The following is a 17,409-nucleotide window of genomic DNA, read 5'->3' on the forward strand; positions in this document are numbered from 1 at the left end:
CATAAAAGGTAATTCATATTTGAATTTATGTTGCACTTTTGTGATGATTGAGCGGTTTTATACGAAAGGTTTAGGGATGAAAGTAAAAATATTGTGTTTTGGAATTACGAAGGAAATTCTAGGTGATTTTGAAAAAGAAGTGGAACTAGCCGACGGAAGCACCGTGGATACATTAAAAGCGAAGTTAATAGCGGACTACCCAAGTTTTTCAAAATTGACCTCTTTAAGAATAGCCGTGAATGAGGAGTATGGAGATGGTGCTTTGGTGTTAACAGAAAGAGATGAGGTCGTTTTAATACCACCAGTAAGCGGAGGTTGATTTAGTATATGAAAGATAATATTGACATAGTTTTAACACCCAATGTGCTTTCGCTTGACACTTGTCAGGCTTATGTTTCCGAAGATTCTGTTGGCGGAATTGTTCACTTTGTAGGTACGGTGAGAAATGAAACAAAAGGAAAAACGGTACTGCGACTAGACTTTGAGGCCTATGAGCCTATGGCAATTTCTGAAATGCGAAAGATTGCCGAGCAAGCGATTGAAAAATTTGACGTCAAAAAAATAGCGATTCACCATAGGGTGGGTACGCTAATGGTGGGGGAAGTTCCGGTAATTATTGCCGTTTCTGCGGCTCACCGAGTAGCTGCTTTTGAGGCATGTCAATATGCCATAGATACTTTAAAAGAAACCGTACCTATCTGGAAAAAGGAATACTTTGAAGATGGTGAGGTTTGGGTGAGTGCTACGCCTTAACTTTTTCCCGAAAGAAATTGCTCTTTTTCCTCTAGTGTATTTACATTTTTAAGAATGGCAGAATTGGCCGCCTGAACCACTTTCACATCACTATTTATCAAAACTTTTCTAGGGCAGGAGTAGCCCAAGGCTAAAAACTCTAGCATTCTCATATAACCTTTAGGTTCCCAGAGTGTAATAAGTGGGTCTGGAAAATCTGTTTCTGGATTGTAAAAACAAGTAGCCAGTTTTGAAGGGTCTCTTTCCTTCATGAGTGTTTCAAAAACGGCGGCGTTTACCAAAGGCAAATCACAAGCAGAAACAAGCCAAGCAGCATTTGGGTCTGTTTGAAAAGCAGAAAGTATGGCTCCGTAAGGGCCTAAGCCGTCAAATTTGTCCGTTATTCTGTTATAGTCTTGGTATTGCTCTGGCCTACATGAAACATAGGCATCTACTCCTAAGTTTTTGAACTCATTTAGAAGGAAATCTACTTGGCTGCTGCCGTGATAGTTTATTTGTCCTTTGTCGCTTCCCATTCTCAGGCTTTTTCCGCCTGCCAATACTAAGCCTTTGATAGAAGAGGTAGTAAAAGAATTTTCAACAATGTTTTTTATCCCATCAACATCATCAGAATTAAATACTGGACGAAGCCCGATGTCTTCAATTAACCAGTCGAAGGGTTTTGTGATGTCTTCGCAAAGCACGTAGCCAATCACATTAGTAAGCTGGGATAATCTCTTTTTTAGAGAAGCTTTTTTTTTCGGGTGAATTAGGACCAGCTGCTTTTGTGCTTCAAAATGATTTCCATTAACCAGGATTAAATCTTGGTCGTTAAGGGCTATTTTTTTGTCAAAATCGTTCATGGAGGCTTTGTCTTGCCTAAAGAATTTGATTTTGTCAATAAGCTCATTGTTAGCTAGAGAAGGAGCCTCTGAATCGCCAAAGGCATGGTCAGCATCAATATAAGTGCAGTTTTTCTCTGGAAAAGCAGCAATGATTTTTTGTGAAATAGTCTGTATTAAATCACATGGAGCTCCTACTAAGGCCACCTCGTTTCTTCCAAAGTTTCCTATGGTTGGTTTGGTAAGCTTAGCGTGTTTTTGATGTTTTTTCATAGCTATTTTGACTTGGTCAAATCAAAGTCTCTTTTCCCTCCACTTTTGGCTATTAGGCGAGTTTCTTTAATAATGATGTTATGAGAAAAGGCCTTACACATATCATAAATGGTAAGTGCGGCTACACTTGCACCTGTTAAAGCTTCCATTTCTATGCCTGTTTTACCAGTCAGAGAGGCGGTGCAAATAATCTCTACTTCGTTGTCTGCATTAACAGATATTTCTACCTGACAGTTTTCCAAACCTAGTGGATGGCAGAGTGGTATAAGTTCGCCTGTTTTTTTTGCGGCCATTACGCCTGCAATGATGGCGGTTTGAAACACAGGACCTTTCTTGGTATGAATTTCCTCATTGTTGAGTTTATCCATAATTTCTTGGTCTAGGACCACAATGCTTCGTGCTTTCGCAATTCGTTTGGTGATAGGTTTGTCTCCAACATCCACCATAGAAGGGTTTCCGGCAGGGTCAATATGTGTAAAATTCTGAGTGCTCATGTTTCAAAGATAGAGACCTGTATTTAAAAAGCCGCTTTTGGATGGGATAGAAACGAAAAAAGGCCTCCCCGTTAAGAGAAGCCTTTCTGAAGTTATTTATTCTTAATAATAATAAGCTGTTGATAATAGTAAACCTATAATAGCTCCCAAAGTAATTATAGAACCAAATACTAATCCCACTATAGCAGCAGCTTTTGAGCTCCTTCTTTTACCTACTCCTATTATTCCGAAAATTAGTGCTAATAGACCTAAAAGGAAACCAGGAATAATAAGAATAGGAGCGACATATGCACCTATCACTATTAATGCTGTTCCTATTATACCAAAGATTAAAGAAAGGATGCCCATACCTCCGCCTTTGTCTCCGTTTCTCTTAAGCTCTTTTTTTACTTTAAGAACATCTTTGATTTTTATTCTTTTTGATTTTACGCTCTTTTCTTTTGCTATATTTTTCGCCGTAGACTGAACATTAACTGTAGTAGTTAAAGGGGCTGTTTTATAATCAAAGGTATTATCTAATAAAGGCATCTCATTAGATATACTTGCAGAAATTATTTGCTTTTCTGACACCAAATTTTCCATTATTGGCTCAATAGAACTTTGGCTAGTGACCTCATTTTCTTTTAAAAGATTTGCGGTTTCAGAATCAGTAAGTTTAGCTTTTTGGGTATGTAGATATTGTGTATCCGAATTGCTTAATGTCGCAAAGTTCTTTTTACAAGACGATGCGATAAGTACAGTTAAGAAAAGAAGAAGTAGATTTTTCATTCAATAATTTTATAAGTTATATGATATATTCGAACAGCTAAAGATATATTTTTATTTTCGAATGGAAAGGATTTAAGCTCGCCGTAAAATAAAAGATAATGGAAATATTTGGGTAGAGGTACTAAACCTTAGCACTTTTAAACTAAAAAACTATTAGTATTGCATAAACTAAAATCTTATACGAATATGAAAAAATTAATTACAGGTGTATCTTTTCTTTTATTCTTCTTTTTTGCTTCTAACAAAGTGAATGCTCAGGATGTTGGGACTTCTCAGTTTAGATTGGGTGTCGGAGTTTCTGGCTTAGGTTTAAATGCGGATTATGAAAGAATTATAATGGATAACATTGGGGTGGGTGTTTATGCAGCATTTACAAGACGTAGTTATGGTGCATTATTATTTGGAGACCTTGGTTATAAACGAACTGAATTAAGTTTTGGAGCTAGGGGAGCTTATCACTTTAATGAATTATTAAATATTCCTGAAAAGTTTGATGTATATGCTGCTGTCGGACTAGGGTTGGAAGTTAGAAATTACGATAACGCCTATTATGATTACTATGGAGGAAGCGGAACGGATTTAGGAATTAGCGTTCTTTCGAGAGTAGGTGGCTCGATGAAATTTTCTGACAAAATGGGGATTTTCTCCGAAGCCGGATATGGACCGTCTTGGCTTACATTTGGCATTAAACTCGGAATGTAAGAACCATTTGAATAGTACAAAAAACGCATGAAACATTTCTGTTTCATGCGTTTTTTGTTTTATGGTACATAGGTTTATCGTACTAGACGGTGCATACAAAATTTCAAAGAAATACTTATTTGAAGGTTTATCAAAGATTTAAAAATATTGGATAATTTTATTTTACTGAAAGGAATTATCTTGCCGATATGAATTCTGAAAAACATAGTACTTATCAGTTTGATGAGAAAGCCATTGAAGAGACTTTAAACAATAGTAAAAAGTTTAGAGAGGAGATGAAAAGAAGAAGATCTATCAGGTCTTTTTCTTCAAAAACCGTTTCAAAAGATGTCATAGAAAACATAATAATGACGGCCTCTTCGGCTCCTAGTGGAGCAAACAAACAACCTTGGCATTTTTGTGCAATAAGTGATGCTGATATTAAGATAGAAATCAGAAAAGCTGCGGAGAAAGAAGAATATGAGGCTTATCATGGCAAAATGAGTGAAACTTGGCTAAATGATTTAAAACCATTTGATACCGACTGGCACAAACCATTTTTGGAAAAAGCACCCTGGCTCATTGTAGTTTTTAAAAAGCCTTATGGTTTAGCAGAAGATGGTTCTAAGGAACAGCATTATTATGTGAACGAAAGTGTAGGCATTGCTTGTGGTTTCTTGATTTCGGCCATTCACCAAGCGGGTTTGGTTACTTTGACACATACACCTAGCCCAATGGCTTTCCTTAGTAAAATCTTAAAACGACCAGAAAACGAACGGCCATTTTTGCTATTGCCGGTAGGCTATCCAGAAAAAGAGGCTACTGTACCTAATATTCAAAAAAAGGGAGAAGCGGAGGTAATAGCTTGGTACTAAAAATCATCGTAAATTTGCCGCTAGAATAGAATATTATGTTAGAACAGTTAGAGGCTATAAGAGAACGCTTTGAGGAAGTATCACAGCAAATAGGAATGCCAGAGGTGGTTTCCGATATGGTTAAATTTAAGAGGATCAGTAAGGAATATAAAGATCTTGAAAAAATTGTTAACCAGTTTAAAGCCTATAAAGAGGTTTTGGAAAACATTGCTGGAGCCAGAGAAATTCTGAATAATGAGAAGGACGAGGAGCTGAGAGAAATGGCAAAGGAGGAGCTAGATGAACTAGAGCCAAGCCAAGAGGAGATGGAAGTTATTTTGAAAGAAATGCTTATTCCTAAAGACCCCAATGATGCCAAGAATGTCATTCTTGAAATTAGAGCAGGTGCTGGTGGAGACGAAGCCTCAATTTTTGCGGGAGATTTATTCCGTATGTATGAGCGATTTGTAGAAAACCAGTCGGGATGGAAAATGACTATCATGGATATTAACCATGGTACATCGGGTGGTTTTAAAGAGATAATTGCCGAGATAGACGGAGAAGACGTTTTTGGTAAAATGAAATTTGAGTCCGGTGTGCATCGCGTTCAGCGTGTACCTGCTACAGAATCTCAAGGACGTGTTCATACTTCGGCGGCTTCGGTAGCCGTGCTTCCTGAGGCAGATGAAGTTGACTTTATTCTAAATAAGTCAGACATAAAGAAAGATACATACCGTGCATCTGGAGCAGGTGGGCAGCACGTAAATAAGACAGAATCTGCCGTTAGGCTTACTCACTTACCTACTAATACGGTGGTGGAGTGTCAGGACGGAAGGTCTCAGCATGCTAATTATGCCAAGGCACTTACGGTGCTTAGGTCTAGGCTATATGAGGCAGAGCTAAAAAAGCATAATGATGCCATAAGTTCGGAGCGTAAGTCTTTAGTAGGTAGCGGAGATAGGTCAGATAAAGTAAGAACGTATAATTACCCTCAAAGCCGCGTGACAGACCATCGCATAGGTTTTACCGTATATAACTTACCAGCCGTAATGGATGGCGAAGTAGGTGAGTTTATGGAGAAATTGAGAATTGCAGAGAATGCAGAAAGAATGCAAGAAGGAGCTGTTTAGAATGAAGAAAAAGATATGTTTAGCGAGCAATAATGCTCATAAGATAAAGGAGTTGAAAGAGCTCTTAGGAGATTCTTTTGAAATCACTTCACTTGCTGAAATAGGGTGTACAGAAGATATTGCTGAAACGGCCGATAGCATGGCAGGTAACTCTCTTTTAAAAGCACAGTATGTCTATAATAATTATGGTATAGACTGCATTGCAGACGATTCTGGCCTTGAAGTAGATGCCTTAAATGGTGAGCCAGGTGTATATTCTGCGAGGTATGCTGGCGAACATGGAAATCATCAAAAGAATATTCAAAAGCTACTAAAGAACCTAGATGGCAAGGCTAACCGGGATGCAAGGTTTAGAACCGTAGTAACATTAATTCAGAACGGTGCTGTAGACTTATTTGAGGGAACTGTAGAGGGAAAAATCATTGAAAGCCAAGTAGGAGACAATGGTTTTGGTTACGACCCTGTTTTTGTACCAAATGGTTTTGACAAGACTTTTGCTGAAATGACCATGGAACAGAAAATTCCAATTAGTCATAGAGGAAGAGCCGTTGAAAAACTTATTGAATTCTTAAAAGCAAAAAAATAGTAACTTTTGATAGAGATAGGTTTAAGACCTATCTCATTCTATCAGCACTTTTTACCAGTTTCTCGTCTTTCTTGATAAATCTATTTGCCAACCAGTTTAAAGCTAGAGCTGCAAAACCGGCATATATTCCGATGTCAAAGTTACCTTCGCCAGCACCTTCTACTGACATTCCATCATATTTCACGTGGTAAACGCCTACCGCTACTGCAGCACCAATTAGCAGCGAATTAAGAGCCACAAAAAGCATTTGACGTATTCTGTTTTTGTATTGGAAAATAGTGAAAATAGCAAGTACAATAGCTAAAGCTGCCATTACCGCAATGTAGAAAATGTCTTGACTGAAAGAAGAAAGTCCTCCTTGCGTAACCAATACATGATAAGGGTTTACAATAACCTCTCCTGTGGCCGTTTGGCTTGTCCATAAATTAGTGGATAGAAAAACGCCTAAGGCAATAGCAGAAAGAAGAAGAAGGACAGATTGTATTCTCTGAAGCATATAGTTGTAAATTTTGTACAAAGATATTTATTCTCTCGTTAGCTCTTCTATAATTTTGGCATGTTCTGGGTATTTGGAGCATAAATTCTCTCTTTTTGCCATTTCAAAGTCTTCAAAATCGAATCCAGGTGAAACAGTGCAGCCTACTAAAGCGTAATCTGATGTGTTTTTTGGCCGTGAGGCAAACCAAAGATTGGCAGGAATTACGGTTTGTAGCGTTTCTCCTTTTTTAGGGTTTGAGCCAAGTAGTGTTGTTATTATGTTGCCCTTCGGGTCAATATGATATATTTCTAAGGTATCTCCAGCATAAAAGTGCCAGAGTTCGTCAGATTGTATTTTGTGAAAGGCCGAAAAGTCTCCCTTTTCCATTAAGAAATAAATGGAAGTCGAATGGTTTCTTGTTTTTTCTTCACCATTCATTAGAAAGGAACTAGAGCCAGGTGACCTATAAGTTTCTTTGTAAAATCCTCCTTCAGGATGAGAAATAAGGCCTAATTTGTCAATCCAGTATGCGGCATCAAACATTTATTCGTTTTTGTTCAAAAATAGTTTAATTTTTGTATCCAAATTTCTGGTCATTGCTTTCATGAACAAAAAAATTAAGTTTTTACTTTTTCCTCTTATTCTGGTTGTAGTCAATATTATTTCCATTCTTTTTTTCTTCAGGAAAGACTTGACGGAAGAGAAACGATATAGTATTTCGGAAGCGAGCAAGAATATTGTGAGTGGGCTAGAAGAGCCTATTGAGGTGCAGGTATTATTAGATGGTGATGAACTTCCAGGAGGTTTTGAAAGGTTGAAGCAGGCGGTAAATGAAACGCTTGGCGAGTTTAAGACATACGGTGGGGCTAATGTTTCCTACAGTTTTTTTGACCCTAATTCTTTAACGAATCCTGAAGAAAAGAATGCCTTGATTGACACGCTTTATAATAAAGGGGTGCAGCCTACTAATGTTTTTGACACCGACGGTGGACGTAAAACAGAAACAATGGTTTTTCCTTTTGCTCTAGTTTCTTATCAGGGAAAAGAACAAACAGTGCTTTTACTGCAAGGAAATCAAGCTTTATCTGCAGAAGAAAAACTGAATCAATCGTATGAAAATCTAGAATATTCTTTTGCTTCAGCATTTAGAAAGCTTACGCTTACCGAAAGAAAGAAAATTGGCTTATTAACTGAGTTTACAACCTTGGAGCCAATCAACTTTGCGGGTCTCATAAATTCCCTTCAAGAATACTATGATTTGTATTTTGTAGATGCCGCTACTTCCGAATCTTTTCTTGGTTTGGACGCTCTTATTTTACCAAAACCAGACTTGAGAATAGATGACTCTACCAAATATAAGATTGACCAATATGTGATGAGTGGAGGTAAAACACTTTTCTTTATTGACGGTTTAAAGGTAGATTCTATTGGTTTGCAAGGTACTTATGCTCAGCCATATGAGAGTAATCTTCAAGATATGTTTTTCAAATACGGTATTCGGTTAAATTATGACATGATTAAAGATGGAGCCAGTGCCACGATGGTGCCGCTAGTGGTAGGAAACATGGGAGATAAGCCGAATATCCAGCCTATTCCATATCGTTTTTTCCCTTTGATAAATAATTTTGGGCAGAGCCTTATTACTAAAAACCTTGACTTGGTAGAGAGTAAGTTTACTTCCTCTATTGACACCGTGCTTAGTTCAGGAATAGCTAAGACCCCTCTTTTAAAAACAACACCTTATACAAAAATTTTGAATGCTCCAGCTTTGGTAACTTATAATGACGCTAGGAGCAATACCGACCAGCAAGAATATAATAATGGAGAGAAAACCATTGCCTATTTATTAGAGGGAGAGTTTTCTTCGCTTTATGAAAATAGAATTCTTCCGTCTGACCCAAGAAGCGAAGCTTTCAAAGCGAAAAGTGTAGCTACCAAAATGATAGTTTGTGCGGATGGCGACTTAATCGTAAACAGTCTTGACAGACGAACAGGTGAGCCACTACCTTTAGGTTATGATAAGGTAAGCCAGCATACTTTTGGGAATAAAGACTTTCTGATGAATGCTATTGACTATCTGGTGGATGAAAACGGTGTAATTAATGCAAGAGGCAAAGAAGTTAAACTTAGGCCACTAGATGCCATAAAGACAAGAGATAATAGAACTCAAATTCAATTAGTTAATCTGGTAATACCGTCTGTTTTGATAATCCTCTTTGGTTTGATAAGGGGCTTCTTTTGGCGTAGGAAATACGCTCACTAATTCTATAAGATAAAAAATAAGACTAAAGAGCGATTTTCTTTCAATTTGAGTAACTTTGCCTAATCTTAAACCCATATAAAACTAAATATTCAAATATGAAGTTTGTAGTTTCTTCTTCTGAGCTGTTGAAGCATTTGGCCACTATCAGTGGTGTTATTGCTAGTAATCCAATAGTTCCGATTTTAGAAAATTTCTTATTAGAACTAGACGAAACTAACCTTACCATCACAGCATCTGACATGCAGACTGTAATGATGACGGAGGCACAAGTAGAGTCGTCTGATAAAGGTTCTATAGCTGTTCCAGCCAAATTATTGATGGAAACGCTACGTAGTTTACCAGAACAACCAGTTACAGTCAATATAGACGAAGATAGTTTTGGGGTAGAGTTGGTTACTTCTAACGGAAGGTTTAAGCTTGCGGGAGAGAATCCAATGGATTTCCCACACGCACCAGAAGTAAATAAGAATTTCAGCATAGAGTTAGATTCAAGTGTATTAGGAGCAGCTATAGCGAATACTATTTTTGCAACGAGTACAGATGACCTAAGGCCTGCTATGACTGGGGTTTTTGTTCAGGTTGAAACAGACCATACTACTTTTGTAGCTACTGACGGTCATAGATTGATAAGATACCGTAGAGAAGATGTAAAATCAGAGAATTCAACATCAATGATTTTGCCTCGTAAAGCTCTTATGCTTTTAAAATCGAGCTTGCCAAGTGGTGATGTTCCTGTAAAAGCAGAGTTCAGTAATTCAAACGCCTTTTTTAGTTTTGAGAATATCAAAATGATTTGTCGTTTGATAGATGAGCGTTATCCTGATTATGAGAACGTGATTCCTCAGAACAATCCAAACCACATGAAGATTGGAAGAGCGGAGCTTTTAAGCACGCTTAAGAGGATTTCAATTTACTCTAACAAGACTACGCACCAGATTAGATTAAAAGTTACAGGAAATGAGCTTGAAATTTCTGCTGAGGATTTAGATTACTCTAATGAAGCAAACGAAAAGCTTAGCTGTGAATATACTGGAGAAGATATAGAAATAGGTTTCAATGCGAAGTTCTTAGTAGAAATGCTAAGCAACCTAAACACTGATAACTTAACACTAGAAATGTCTCAGCCTAATAGAGCTGGACTTATAGTGCCAGAAGATAAAGCAGAGAATGAGGATATGCTATTATTGGTAATGCCAGTAATGCTTAACTCGTATTCTTAATAGACACTTACCCGTTTTCTATGAAAAAGAGAGCCTGGCGAAAGCCGGGCTTTTTATTTGCCCAAGGTTTGGTTTTTTAGGCATAAAAAAAGCTTCGCCATTTTCATGACAAAGCTTAATTCTTATTTGATTAATAACGGAGGGTTAAACCACTTTTACCTTAACGGCAGTTGGTCCTTTAGGTCCCATTTCGATTTCAAAGATAACTTTATCTCCTTCTCTTATCTCGTCTAAGGTGTTGTTAACGTGTACAAAAACACTGTCTTGGCTACCTTGGTCTTTAATAAATCCGTAACCTTTAGAGTCGTTATAAAAACTAACGGTTCCTTTTCTTTCTATTTCTTCTGGTGGTCCATCTTCTCTCTTAGGAATTCCTATCTCAATATTCTCAGCGTCAATTTCCTCTTTAACCTTTGTTGGATCCGGTGGTGTATTTGAAATGTTTCCAAATTCATCCACATAAGCTATCATGTCTTCTAATTTTCCAGACTTGTCTAGCTCCTTTTTTGCAAGGCGTTTTTCGGCCTTTTCCTTCTTTCTCTTTTCCTTTTTGTTTCTTACTTCCTTCTTACTAAATGTTTCCTGCGACCTACCCATAAATTATTTTAAATTAATCAATAAATACAACCTCTCGCTGTACATACATATGATACAAAAAAGAAGTGGATTGCACAAAGATATTGTAAAATAATGCTTACTCAAGCGATAGCTGCTAATTATAAACGTATTTCATCTACAATATAATTCCCCAATCACGAATATTTTGGAAACTTATCGAAATCGGGCTTTCTTTTTTCTAAGAAGGCGTCTCTTCCTTCTTTGGCTTCTTCGGTCATGTATCCTAACCTTGTAGCCTCTCCAGCAAATATTTGTTGACCTACTAGTCCGTCATCAATCATATTCATGGAGTATTTTAACATCCTGATGGCCATCGGGCTTTTTTCTAGTATTTCTTGAGCCCATTGAAAAGCGGTGTCTTCTAATTCTTCATGAGGTACTACGGCATTCACCATACCCATGTCAAAAGCTTCTTGAGCAGAATAGTTTCTGCCTAAAAAGAAAATCTCTCTTGCTCTTTTTTGACCTACCTGTCTAGCTAAGTATGCTGAGCCGTAACCTGCATCATAAGAAGCTACGTCAGCATCGGTTTGTTTAAAAATGGCGTGCTCTTTACTCGCCAAAGATAAATCGCAAACCACATGAAGGCTATGGCCTCCACCTACAGCCCAGCCTGGCACCACACAAATGACTGGTTTACTCATAAAGCGAATTTGCCTCTGTACGTCTAAAATGTTAAGCCTGCCAACGCCAACGGCATCTTTATAGCCGTCTTTTCCTCTTGCGTTTTGGTCGCCTCCGCTACAAAAAGCCCAGCCACCATCTTTTGAAGAAGGTCCCTCTCCAGAAAGTAGTACTACGCCAATGTTGCCGTCGTTTCGAGCATCTTCAAAAGCGTCAATAAGTTCAAAAACCGTATTTGGACGAAAGGCATTTCTAACCTCAGGTCTATTAAAAGCCACTCTGGCAACACCATCTGCTTTCTTATAAGTGATGTCTTCGTATTCTTTAGCTGTTTTCCAATCTGGACTTGGCATAGGATATATTTTTTTAAGGCTCAAAAATAATTAATCTCTCGGACGAGCCAATGTACTATCTAAAACAGTAGAGAATTCGCTTACGGCAGATACTCCAAAAAAACCAAGAGCTTTGTTTTGGGAATCGCCATTGCGGTTAAAAATATTGGTAGGAATATTGGCAGGAGGCGTAGCAAAAATGCCACCGTTAGAAGACTCCTGAGCTATTTGCTGAAGATAGTAGTAAGCATCCAGCCCAATACTCCAAACTTCTACATGAATAGAGTCATTATGCTGATAAAGACCATCATTTATAGATTGCCTTACGGGCAAAATAAAGAGTAGTCCATCGGAGCGTGAGCCGGGAGAAAAACCAGCGTCATAGGCTAATGAAATTTGACCTGGGTCATTTATAAGTTTTCCGTTTTTGGTAGTTCTAATCCAGTATGTATCTCCTTCTCCTTCAGGGTCTTTTGCATAAAACTCTGCAAAATATCCTTCACTTTCTGAGCTGTCATCAGCAGCAAATGGGAGTTCAAAAAACTCATAGGCTATGGAGTCAATAGCGGGCACGCGATTTAGTTTTGAGAGTGCAGTAAACTCTTCGTTCTGGTATTTGACATATAAAGCGTACTGGCCGTTTTCTTCTAAAAAATTAGCATCTTCTTTTTTTAAGAGATATCTACCATCACCCATGTCTGTAAATGGGTGAGCAGTGCTATCAGCTTCAAATACAATAACTTCAGCACCAGTTACCGTTCTTACTGGCGAATTGTCGAAGTAAGGCTGTGTTAGGCTTAGTTTTATATATTGGTCTTCCGCCTTATTAGTTAACCAACCATCTATTACTAGTTGGTCTACGGCGTCTTGAACATCAATGTCAATTACATCTTCACAAGAGCTGAAACTTAATGCTAATGAAAGTAGAGCTAGCGTTGGAATTATTATCTTTTTCATTTTCTAGAATTTGAAATTGTATGTTACAGCTGGCAGAATAGAAGCAAAAACAGAATACCTTACAGCTTCCGTTTGAGCTAGATTATCCTCTTTTTGTCTTACATAAACAGAAAAGGCGTTTCTTCTATTATAGACGTTGTAAATGGAAAACACCCATTCGCTTTCACCTTTTTTAAAGAGGGCATGTTTGTTCTTTTTGGTGGCTGCCAAATCTAACCTATGAGAGGCTGGAATTCGGTATGAATTACGAGCATCCGAATAATTATGAGGAAGGGCTATGTCTTGCCAAACAAATTTACTGGTAGGGAAGGAGGCAGGTGTACCTGAAGAGAGGTTAAATGTAGCAGCAAAGTTCCATTTCTTTTCGGTGTCATAAATAGCAACGACGGATGCATTATGAAGCTTATCTATTCTTGCAGGAAACCATTCATTGTTGTTTAAGCCATCTACTAGTCTCTCAGTTCTTGCTAAAGTGTAGCTCAACCAGCCGTTAAACTTTCCTTTGTTCTTTTTGACATAAAACTCAGCTCCGTAAGCTCTTCCTCGTCCAGAAAGAAGGTCGGCTTCCACAGCATTATTTAAGAAAAGGTCTGCGTTTCTAACGTAGTCAATTTGATTTTGAAGCTTCTTATAATAAACCTCTACGGATGCCTCGTAAGTGTTGTTTTCAAAATTTTGGAAGTAGCCCAAAGCGACTTGATCTCCTATTTGAGGTTTGATATTATTACTACTTGGAGTCCAAACATCTAATGGAGAAGATGCCGTGGTATTTGAGAGTAAGTGAATGTATTGGGCAAGCCTATTATAACTCACTTTGATGGAGCTTTTAGGGTTTAGGCTGAAATTAGCGGAGGCTCTAGGCTCCCAATTGCCGTATTGCTGAATCAGTTCACCTTTTGGAATGCTATTAATCTCTGCAACATTTTTTCTTTCTCCAGGCTCTACACCCGTTTCATCCAAAATGATTTCTGACCCAGAACCAATGTATCTATAATCGGAGTATCTGATACCATATTGGAAAGAAAGTCGGTCGTTCACTTTTTGTTCAAGGCTTACATAAAGGCCTGATTCTATAGCATATTTGTTTTCTAAACCAATGCTAACTGCCTGACCACCAGAAACAGCAGTCGCTTGACCCGGATTGAAATTATAATAGATACTTTGTCCACCAAAACTAAGCGTGTTCTTAGGGTTGATGAAATACTGAAAATCGGGCTTTATACTGTAATTCTCAATATTTGATTTCCACTCAAAAGAGTCTTGGTTGTCTTCATCTTTTAAGTCGGTGTCTAGCAGGTAATCATAATTACTGTAAAATACAGTAGCATTCATAAATAGCTTCTCATTAAAGATATGATTCCATCGGAGCGATGTAGTGGTGTTTCCCCAGTTAAAGCCAAAGTCTGCACCGAACACATCACGTCCTAAATAGCCACTAAGAAAGACTGTGTTTTTGTCGTTTATCTTAAGATTACCTTTAGCCGTAAAGTCATAAAAGTAAAATTTTGAGTCTTTCAGGTCGCCTTTGAGGAATGGCTTAGCTAAAACATCAATATAGGAACGCCTAAGAGCTACTATAAAAGAACCTTTTTCTTTAAGAATAGGTCTTTCATAAGCAAAGCGGGAAAAGATGGTACCCACTCCGCCAGTGAATTCAGCCTTTTTAGAGTTTCCTTCTTTCATTCTTACATCAAGAATAGAAGATATTCTACCACCATAATTTGAGGGAATCCCGCCTTTAATCAATTTAACATCTTTGACCGCGTCAGGGTTAAAAACGGAGAAAAATCCAAATAAATGGGAGGAGTTATAGACAGGAGCTTCATCCAAGAGCACTAAGTTTTGGTCGACACCACCACCTCTAACGTTAAATCCAGAGGCTCCTTCCCCCACAGTACTAACTCCTGGCAAAAACTGAATACTTCTTATGACATCAACTTCACCTAAGAAAGCAGGCATTTTTTTGATGGTCTTCATGTCAACTTTGTTGACAGACATTTCAAGACTTTTTACGTTTTGGTCTTCTCGCTCGGCTTTGACGACTACCTCTTCCAAGGCTGAGGAAGCAGCGTTCATTTCAAGATTAAGTGTTTGGTTCTCTGTAAGAGAAATGGTTCTTTCTAATGTTTCGTAGCCTAAATAGGTTAAAACCAAGGTGTAATCACCCTGAGGCAAGGTGATGGAGTAGAAACCATAGGCATTAGTTTGTGTTCCAGTTTTGGCTTCTTTAACATATAAAGAGAGTCCAATCATACCCTCGCCGTTTTCGGCATCTCTTATATAGCCACTAAGGCTGGAGTTTTGACCAAGGGTAGAGAGCGGAATTAATGTAAAAAGAATGAGGTAATTTATTATCTTCATATGAGAGTATACGCAGAGTTGCTTTTAAGAGATGCAAAGATAAGCCCCGCACCTTTTATATCTTATGGATTAGTGTTTATTGGTGTAGGAAGATTTTAATCAGTCGCTAAAGATTATGAATGGTAGAAGACTACAGTAATTAAAATAATTTAATATATATAATTTCAATAGTCAATTAATTTAATATTATATTTGTCTGATTTATACCGAAAAAAAATTATGCAAGAAACCCAAATTATACGTGAACCCATCGCTTACGAGAAAGTACCAACTCGTATTTTTTCAAACTCAGAAGAGGCTTCAAAGGCTGTTGCCAATGAAATAGCGGAACTTATTAAAACCAAGCAGAAGGCTGGCCAAAAAGCGGTTTTAGGATTAGCTACAGGTTCTTCACCAAAGACTGTTTATGCAGAACTTATTAGAATGCATAAAGAGGAGGGGCTTAGTTTTAAGAATGTAATAAGCTTTAACCTTGATGAGTACTATCCAATGCAGCCTGATGCTATTCAGAGTTATTGGAGATTCATGAAAGAGCAGCTTTTTGATCATGTAGACATTGAACCAGGTAATTTTTATATTCCTGATGGTACGGTTTCTCCAAGTATGCTTGCTCAGCACTGTCAAGATTACGAGAAGAAAATAAAGGAAGCTGGAGGTTTAGATTTTCAACTTTTGGGAATTGGAGGTAACGGACATATTGGCTTTAATGAGCCAGGTTCTTTAGAAAATACCAAGACTAGGTTGATGATGCTAGATCAATCTACCAGAGTTGCGGCCAAAAGTGATTTTGGTGGTGAGCTTACAAAGGTTCCCAAAAAAGCAATCACTTTGGGTGTAGCCAAGATTCTTCAAGCTAAGAGAATTGTATTATTAGCATGGGGAGAAAGAAAGGCTCCAATGATTTGCAATGCGGTAGAGGGTACGGTTTCTGCCCAAAATCCATCATCATATCTTCAAAAACATGCAAACGCTCTTTTTGTAATTGATGAAGCTGCAGCTTCAGGATTAAAAAGAATGAAGACGCCGTGGCTTGTTGAAGATGTAAAGTGGACCAACAGCATGACAAAGAAAGCTGTAACAGGTTTGTCAATTGGTTTGGGTAAATCAGTTTTAAAGCTTACCAACGAAGATTATAATGACAATGGTCTGAGTGACTTGCTAGCTTCACATGGTAACGCCTATGATATTAATATTGACATCTTTAATCAGCTTCAACGTACCATTACGGGATGGCCAGGTGGAAAGCCAGATGCCGATGATACACATAGACCAGAAAGAGCACTTCCAAAGAAAAAGAAATGTTTGATTTTTAGTCCGCACCCTGATGATGATATTATTTCAATGGGTGGTACATTTCAAAGATTAGTAGACCAAGGCCACGATGTGCATGTAGCTTACCAAACTTCAGGAAATATTGCCGTTTCGGACGAAGAAGCTCATAGGTTTTTAGAATTTGTGGTTGATTATAATAGTGGCTTTAATGTTGAAAATAAAGAGACTTTAGAAACCTATAAAGAGGCAATAGACTATTTAAATAACAAGAAAGATAGCGAATTGGATAGCCCTACGGTAAGACTTGTGAAGGGAATTATCAGGAAAGGCGAGGCAAAGGCCACTTGTAGACTTGTAGGTATTCCTCCGGAAAATGTTCATTTCTTAGATATGCCGTTTTATGAAACAGGGAGAGTTCAAAAGAACCCTTTAGGTAAGGCAGATGTGAAAATAGTTTCTGCTTTGATTGAGGAACTGAAACCACATCAAATTTATGCAGCAGGAGACTTGGCCGATCCACACGGTACGCACAAGGTTTGTTTGGATGCTATTTTTGAATCGTTAAAGGAACTGAGACATAAAAATTACATGAAAGACTGCTGGGTTTGGCTATATAGAGGAGCTTGGGCAGAGTGGGATATTCATGAAATTGAAATGGCTGTGCCAATGAGCCCTCATCAAGTGATGCAGAAGCGAATGGGTATTTTTAAGCACCAATCTCAAAAAGACGGTGTAGTGTTCCAAGGAGCAGATTCACGTGAGTTTTGGCAAAGAGCTGAAGAAAGAAACCAAGCAACAGCTAAACTGTATAATGACCTTGGTCTAGCTGAATATGAGGCAATGGAAGCTTTTGTTCGGTACCATTTCTAAATATTCTGTTTGAAATATTGTTACCGTAAAATAAAATTCTTAGGTTTAAGTAGA

18 protein-coding genes are annotated in these 17,409 nt (G+C 37.9%); 9 read left to right on the forward strand and 9 right to left on the reverse strand.

Annotated features, from left to right (window positions below; genetic code table 11):
- Positions 1-76: 76 nt before the first annotated feature.
- On the forward strand, positions 77-319 hold the full coding sequence (locus AC0L6O_RS01545; RefSeq protein ID WP_473305779.1) for a MoaD/ThiS family protein: 243 nt from the start codon (positions 77-79) through the stop codon (positions 317-319).
- 8 nt (positions 320-327) lie between these two features.
- Complete coding sequence (locus AC0L6O_RS01550) at positions 328-753, forward strand: molybdenum cofactor biosynthesis protein MoaE (RefSeq protein WP_473305781.1); 426 nt, start codon at positions 328-330, stop codon at positions 751-753.
- Here AC0L6O_RS01550 and AC0L6O_RS01555 read toward each other — a convergent pair.
- From AC0L6O_RS01555 to AC0L6O_RS01565, 3 genes are all read right to left on the reverse strand, one after another.
- Positions 750-1,847, reverse strand: a complete 1,098-nt coding sequence (locus tag AC0L6O_RS01555) for an NTP transferase domain-containing protein (RefSeq protein ID WP_473305782.1) — start codon at positions 1,845-1,847, stop codon at positions 750-752. The two genes, AC0L6O_RS01550 and AC0L6O_RS01555, sit on opposite strands and share 4 nt — an antisense overlap.
- A gap of 2 nt (positions 1,848-1,849) precedes the next feature.
- Positions 1,850-2,341, reverse strand: coding sequence for a cyclic pyranopterin monophosphate synthase MoaC (moaC, locus tag AC0L6O_RS01560; RefSeq protein WP_473305784.1), 492 nt, complete (start codon positions 2,339-2,341; stop codon positions 1,850-1,852).
- Between the two features lie 102 nt (positions 2,342-2,443).
- Complete coding sequence (locus tag AC0L6O_RS01565; RefSeq protein ID WP_473305785.1) at positions 2,444-3,109, reverse strand: hypothetical protein; 666 nt, start codon at positions 3,107-3,109, stop codon at positions 2,444-2,446.
- A gap of 186 nt (positions 3,110-3,295) precedes the next feature.
- Here AC0L6O_RS01565 and AC0L6O_RS01570 point away from each other — a divergent pair, with 186 nt between their 5' ends.
- The 4 genes from AC0L6O_RS01570 (at position 3,296) to AC0L6O_RS01585 (ending at position 6,360) form a co-directional block, all read left to right on the forward strand.
- A complete protein-coding gene (locus tag AC0L6O_RS01570) occupies positions 3,296-3,811 on the forward strand; it encodes a hypothetical protein (protein ID WP_473305786.1) in 516 nt (171 codons plus the stop codon).
- Between the two features lie 188 nt (positions 3,812-3,999).
- On the forward strand, positions 4,000-4,665 hold the full coding sequence (locus AC0L6O_RS01575) for a nitroreductase family protein (protein ID WP_473305787.1): 666 nt from the start codon (positions 4,000-4,002) through the stop codon (positions 4,663-4,665).
- Between the two features lie 35 nt (positions 4,666-4,700).
- Positions 4,701-5,774, forward strand: a complete 1,074-nt coding sequence (prfA, locus tag AC0L6O_RS01580; protein ID WP_473305789.1) for a peptide chain release factor 1 — start codon at positions 4,701-4,703, stop codon at positions 5,772-5,774.
- A 1-nt stretch (position 5,775) separates the two neighbouring features.
- Complete coding sequence (locus AC0L6O_RS01585; RefSeq protein ID WP_473305791.1) at positions 5,776-6,360, forward strand: non-canonical purine NTP diphosphatase; 585 nt, start codon at positions 5,776-5,778, stop codon at positions 6,358-6,360.
- 28 nt (positions 6,361-6,388) lie between these two features.
- On the opposite strand, the gene AC0L6O_RS01590 is transcribed toward AC0L6O_RS01585, so the two are convergent.
- Complete coding sequence (locus tag AC0L6O_RS01590; RefSeq protein ID WP_473305793.1) at positions 6,389-6,856, reverse strand: DUF4293 domain-containing protein; 468 nt, start codon at positions 6,854-6,856, stop codon at positions 6,389-6,391.
- A gap of 27 nt (positions 6,857-6,883) precedes the next feature.
- Positions 6,884-7,381 (reverse strand): cupin domain-containing protein, encoded by a 498-nt coding sequence (locus AC0L6O_RS01595; RefSeq protein ID WP_473305794.1) that lies wholly within the window; start codon positions 7,379-7,381, stop codon positions 6,884-6,886.
- Between the two features lie 61 nt (positions 7,382-7,442).
- Here AC0L6O_RS01595 and gldG point away from each other — a divergent pair, with 61 nt between their 5' ends.
- Positions 7,443-9,101: a gliding motility-associated ABC transporter substrate-binding protein GldG gene (gldG, locus tag AC0L6O_RS01600; RefSeq protein WP_473305795.1), complete on the forward strand. Its 1,659-nt coding sequence runs from the start codon at positions 7,443-7,445 to the stop codon at positions 9,099-9,101.
- 95 nt (positions 9,102-9,196) lie between these two features.
- Entirely contained in the window at positions 9,197-10,321 is a 1,125-nt protein-coding gene (gene dnaN, locus AC0L6O_RS01605; protein ID WP_473305796.1) for a DNA polymerase III subunit beta, read from the forward strand.
- A 144-nt stretch (positions 10,322-10,465) separates the two neighbouring features.
- Here dnaN and AC0L6O_RS01610 read toward each other — a convergent pair whose 3' ends face one another.
- From AC0L6O_RS01610 to AC0L6O_RS01625, 4 genes are all read right to left on the reverse strand, one after another.
- Entirely contained in the window at positions 10,466-10,918 is a 453-nt protein-coding gene (locus AC0L6O_RS01610; RefSeq protein ID WP_473305798.1) for a cold-shock protein, read from the reverse strand.
- Positions 10,919-11,073: 155 nt separating this feature from the next.
- Positions 11,074-11,916, reverse strand: a complete 843-nt coding sequence (locus tag AC0L6O_RS01615; RefSeq protein ID WP_473305799.1) for a 1,4-dihydroxy-2-naphthoyl-CoA synthase — start codon at positions 11,914-11,916, stop codon at positions 11,074-11,076.
- Between the two features lie 30 nt (positions 11,917-11,946).
- Positions 11,947-12,852 (reverse strand): DUF4249 domain-containing protein, encoded by a 906-nt coding sequence (locus tag AC0L6O_RS01620; protein WP_473305801.1) that lies wholly within the window; start codon positions 12,850-12,852, stop codon positions 11,947-11,949.
- Positions 12,853-12,855: 3 nt separating this feature from the next.
- On the reverse strand, positions 12,856-15,213 hold the full coding sequence (locus tag AC0L6O_RS01625; RefSeq protein WP_473305802.1) for a TonB-dependent receptor: 2,358 nt from the start codon (positions 15,211-15,213) through the stop codon (positions 12,856-12,858).
- Between the two features lie 219 nt (positions 15,214-15,432).
- Between AC0L6O_RS01625 and nagB the strand changes: the two genes are divergently transcribed.
- A complete protein-coding gene (gene nagB, locus AC0L6O_RS01630) occupies positions 15,433-17,355 on the forward strand; it encodes a glucosamine-6-phosphate deaminase (protein WP_473305803.1) in 1,923 nt (640 codons plus the stop codon).
- Positions 17,356-17,409 lie beyond the last annotated feature (54 nt).

It is taken from the genome of Arcticibacterium sp. GJ41-1, from assembly GCF_055808875.1.

Excerpts from the sequence above, each read along its gene's own strand:
- AC0L6O_RS01570 (WP_473305786.1), top strand. The coding sequence starts at position 3,296 with ATGAAAAAATTAATTACAGGTGTATCTTTTCTTTTATTCTTCTTTTTT.
- gldG (WP_473305795.1), top strand. The coding sequence starts at position 7,443 with ATGAACAAAAAAATTAAGTTTTTACTTTTTCCTCTTATTCTGGTTGTA.
- AC0L6O_RS01575 (WP_473305787.1), top strand. The coding sequence starts at position 4,000 with ATGAATTCTGAAAAACATAGTACTTATCAGTTTGATGAGAAAGCCATT.
- AC0L6O_RS01585 (WP_473305791.1), top strand. The coding sequence starts at position 5,776 with ATGAAGAAAAAGATATGTTTAGCGAGCAATAATGCTCATAAGATAAAG.
- AC0L6O_RS01590 (WP_473305793.1), bottom strand. The coding sequence starts at position 6,856 with ATGCTTCAGAGAATACAATCTGTCCTTCTTCTTCTTTCTGCTATTGCC.
- AC0L6O_RS01545 (WP_473305779.1), top strand. The coding sequence starts at position 77 with ATGAAAGTAAAAATATTGTGTTTTGGAATTACGAAGGAAATTCTAGGT.
- moaC (WP_473305784.1), bottom strand. The coding sequence starts at position 2,341 with ATGAGCACTCAGAATTTTACACATATTGACCCTGCCGGAAACCCTTCT.
- AC0L6O_RS01615 (WP_473305799.1), bottom strand. The coding sequence starts at position 11,916 with ATGCCAAGTCCAGATTGGAAAACAGCTAAAGAATACGAAGACATCACT.
- AC0L6O_RS01620 (WP_473305801.1), bottom strand. The coding sequence starts at position 12,852 with ATGAAAAAGATAATAATTCCAACGCTAGCTCTACTTTCATTAGCATTA.
- AC0L6O_RS01625 (WP_473305802.1), bottom strand. The coding sequence starts at position 15,213 with ATGAAGATAATAAATTACCTCATTCTTTTTACATTAATTCCGCTCTCT.
- nagB (WP_473305803.1), top strand. The coding sequence starts at position 15,433 with ATGCAAGAAACCCAAATTATACGTGAACCCATCGCTTACGAGAAAGTA.
- AC0L6O_RS01565 (WP_473305785.1), bottom strand. The coding sequence starts at position 3,109 with ATGAAAAATCTACTTCTTCTTTTCTTAACTGTACTTATCGCATCGTCT.
- AC0L6O_RS01555 (WP_473305782.1), bottom strand. The coding sequence starts at position 1,847 with ATGAAAAAACATCAAAAACACGCTAAGCTTACCAAACCAACCATAGGA.
- AC0L6O_RS01550 (WP_473305781.1), top strand. The coding sequence starts at position 328 with ATGAAAGATAATATTGACATAGTTTTAACACCCAATGTGCTTTCGCTT.
- dnaN (WP_473305796.1), top strand. The coding sequence starts at position 9,197 with ATGAAGTTTGTAGTTTCTTCTTCTGAGCTGTTGAAGCATTTGGCCACT.
- AC0L6O_RS01610 (WP_473305798.1), bottom strand. The coding sequence starts at position 10,918 with ATGGGTAGGTCGCAGGAAACATTTAGTAAGAAGGAAGTAAGAAACAAA.
- prfA (WP_473305789.1), top strand. The coding sequence starts at position 4,701 with ATGTTAGAACAGTTAGAGGCTATAAGAGAACGCTTTGAGGAAGTATCA.
- AC0L6O_RS01595 (WP_473305794.1), bottom strand. The coding sequence starts at position 7,381 with ATGTTTGATGCCGCATACTGGATTGACAAATTAGGCCTTATTTCTCAT.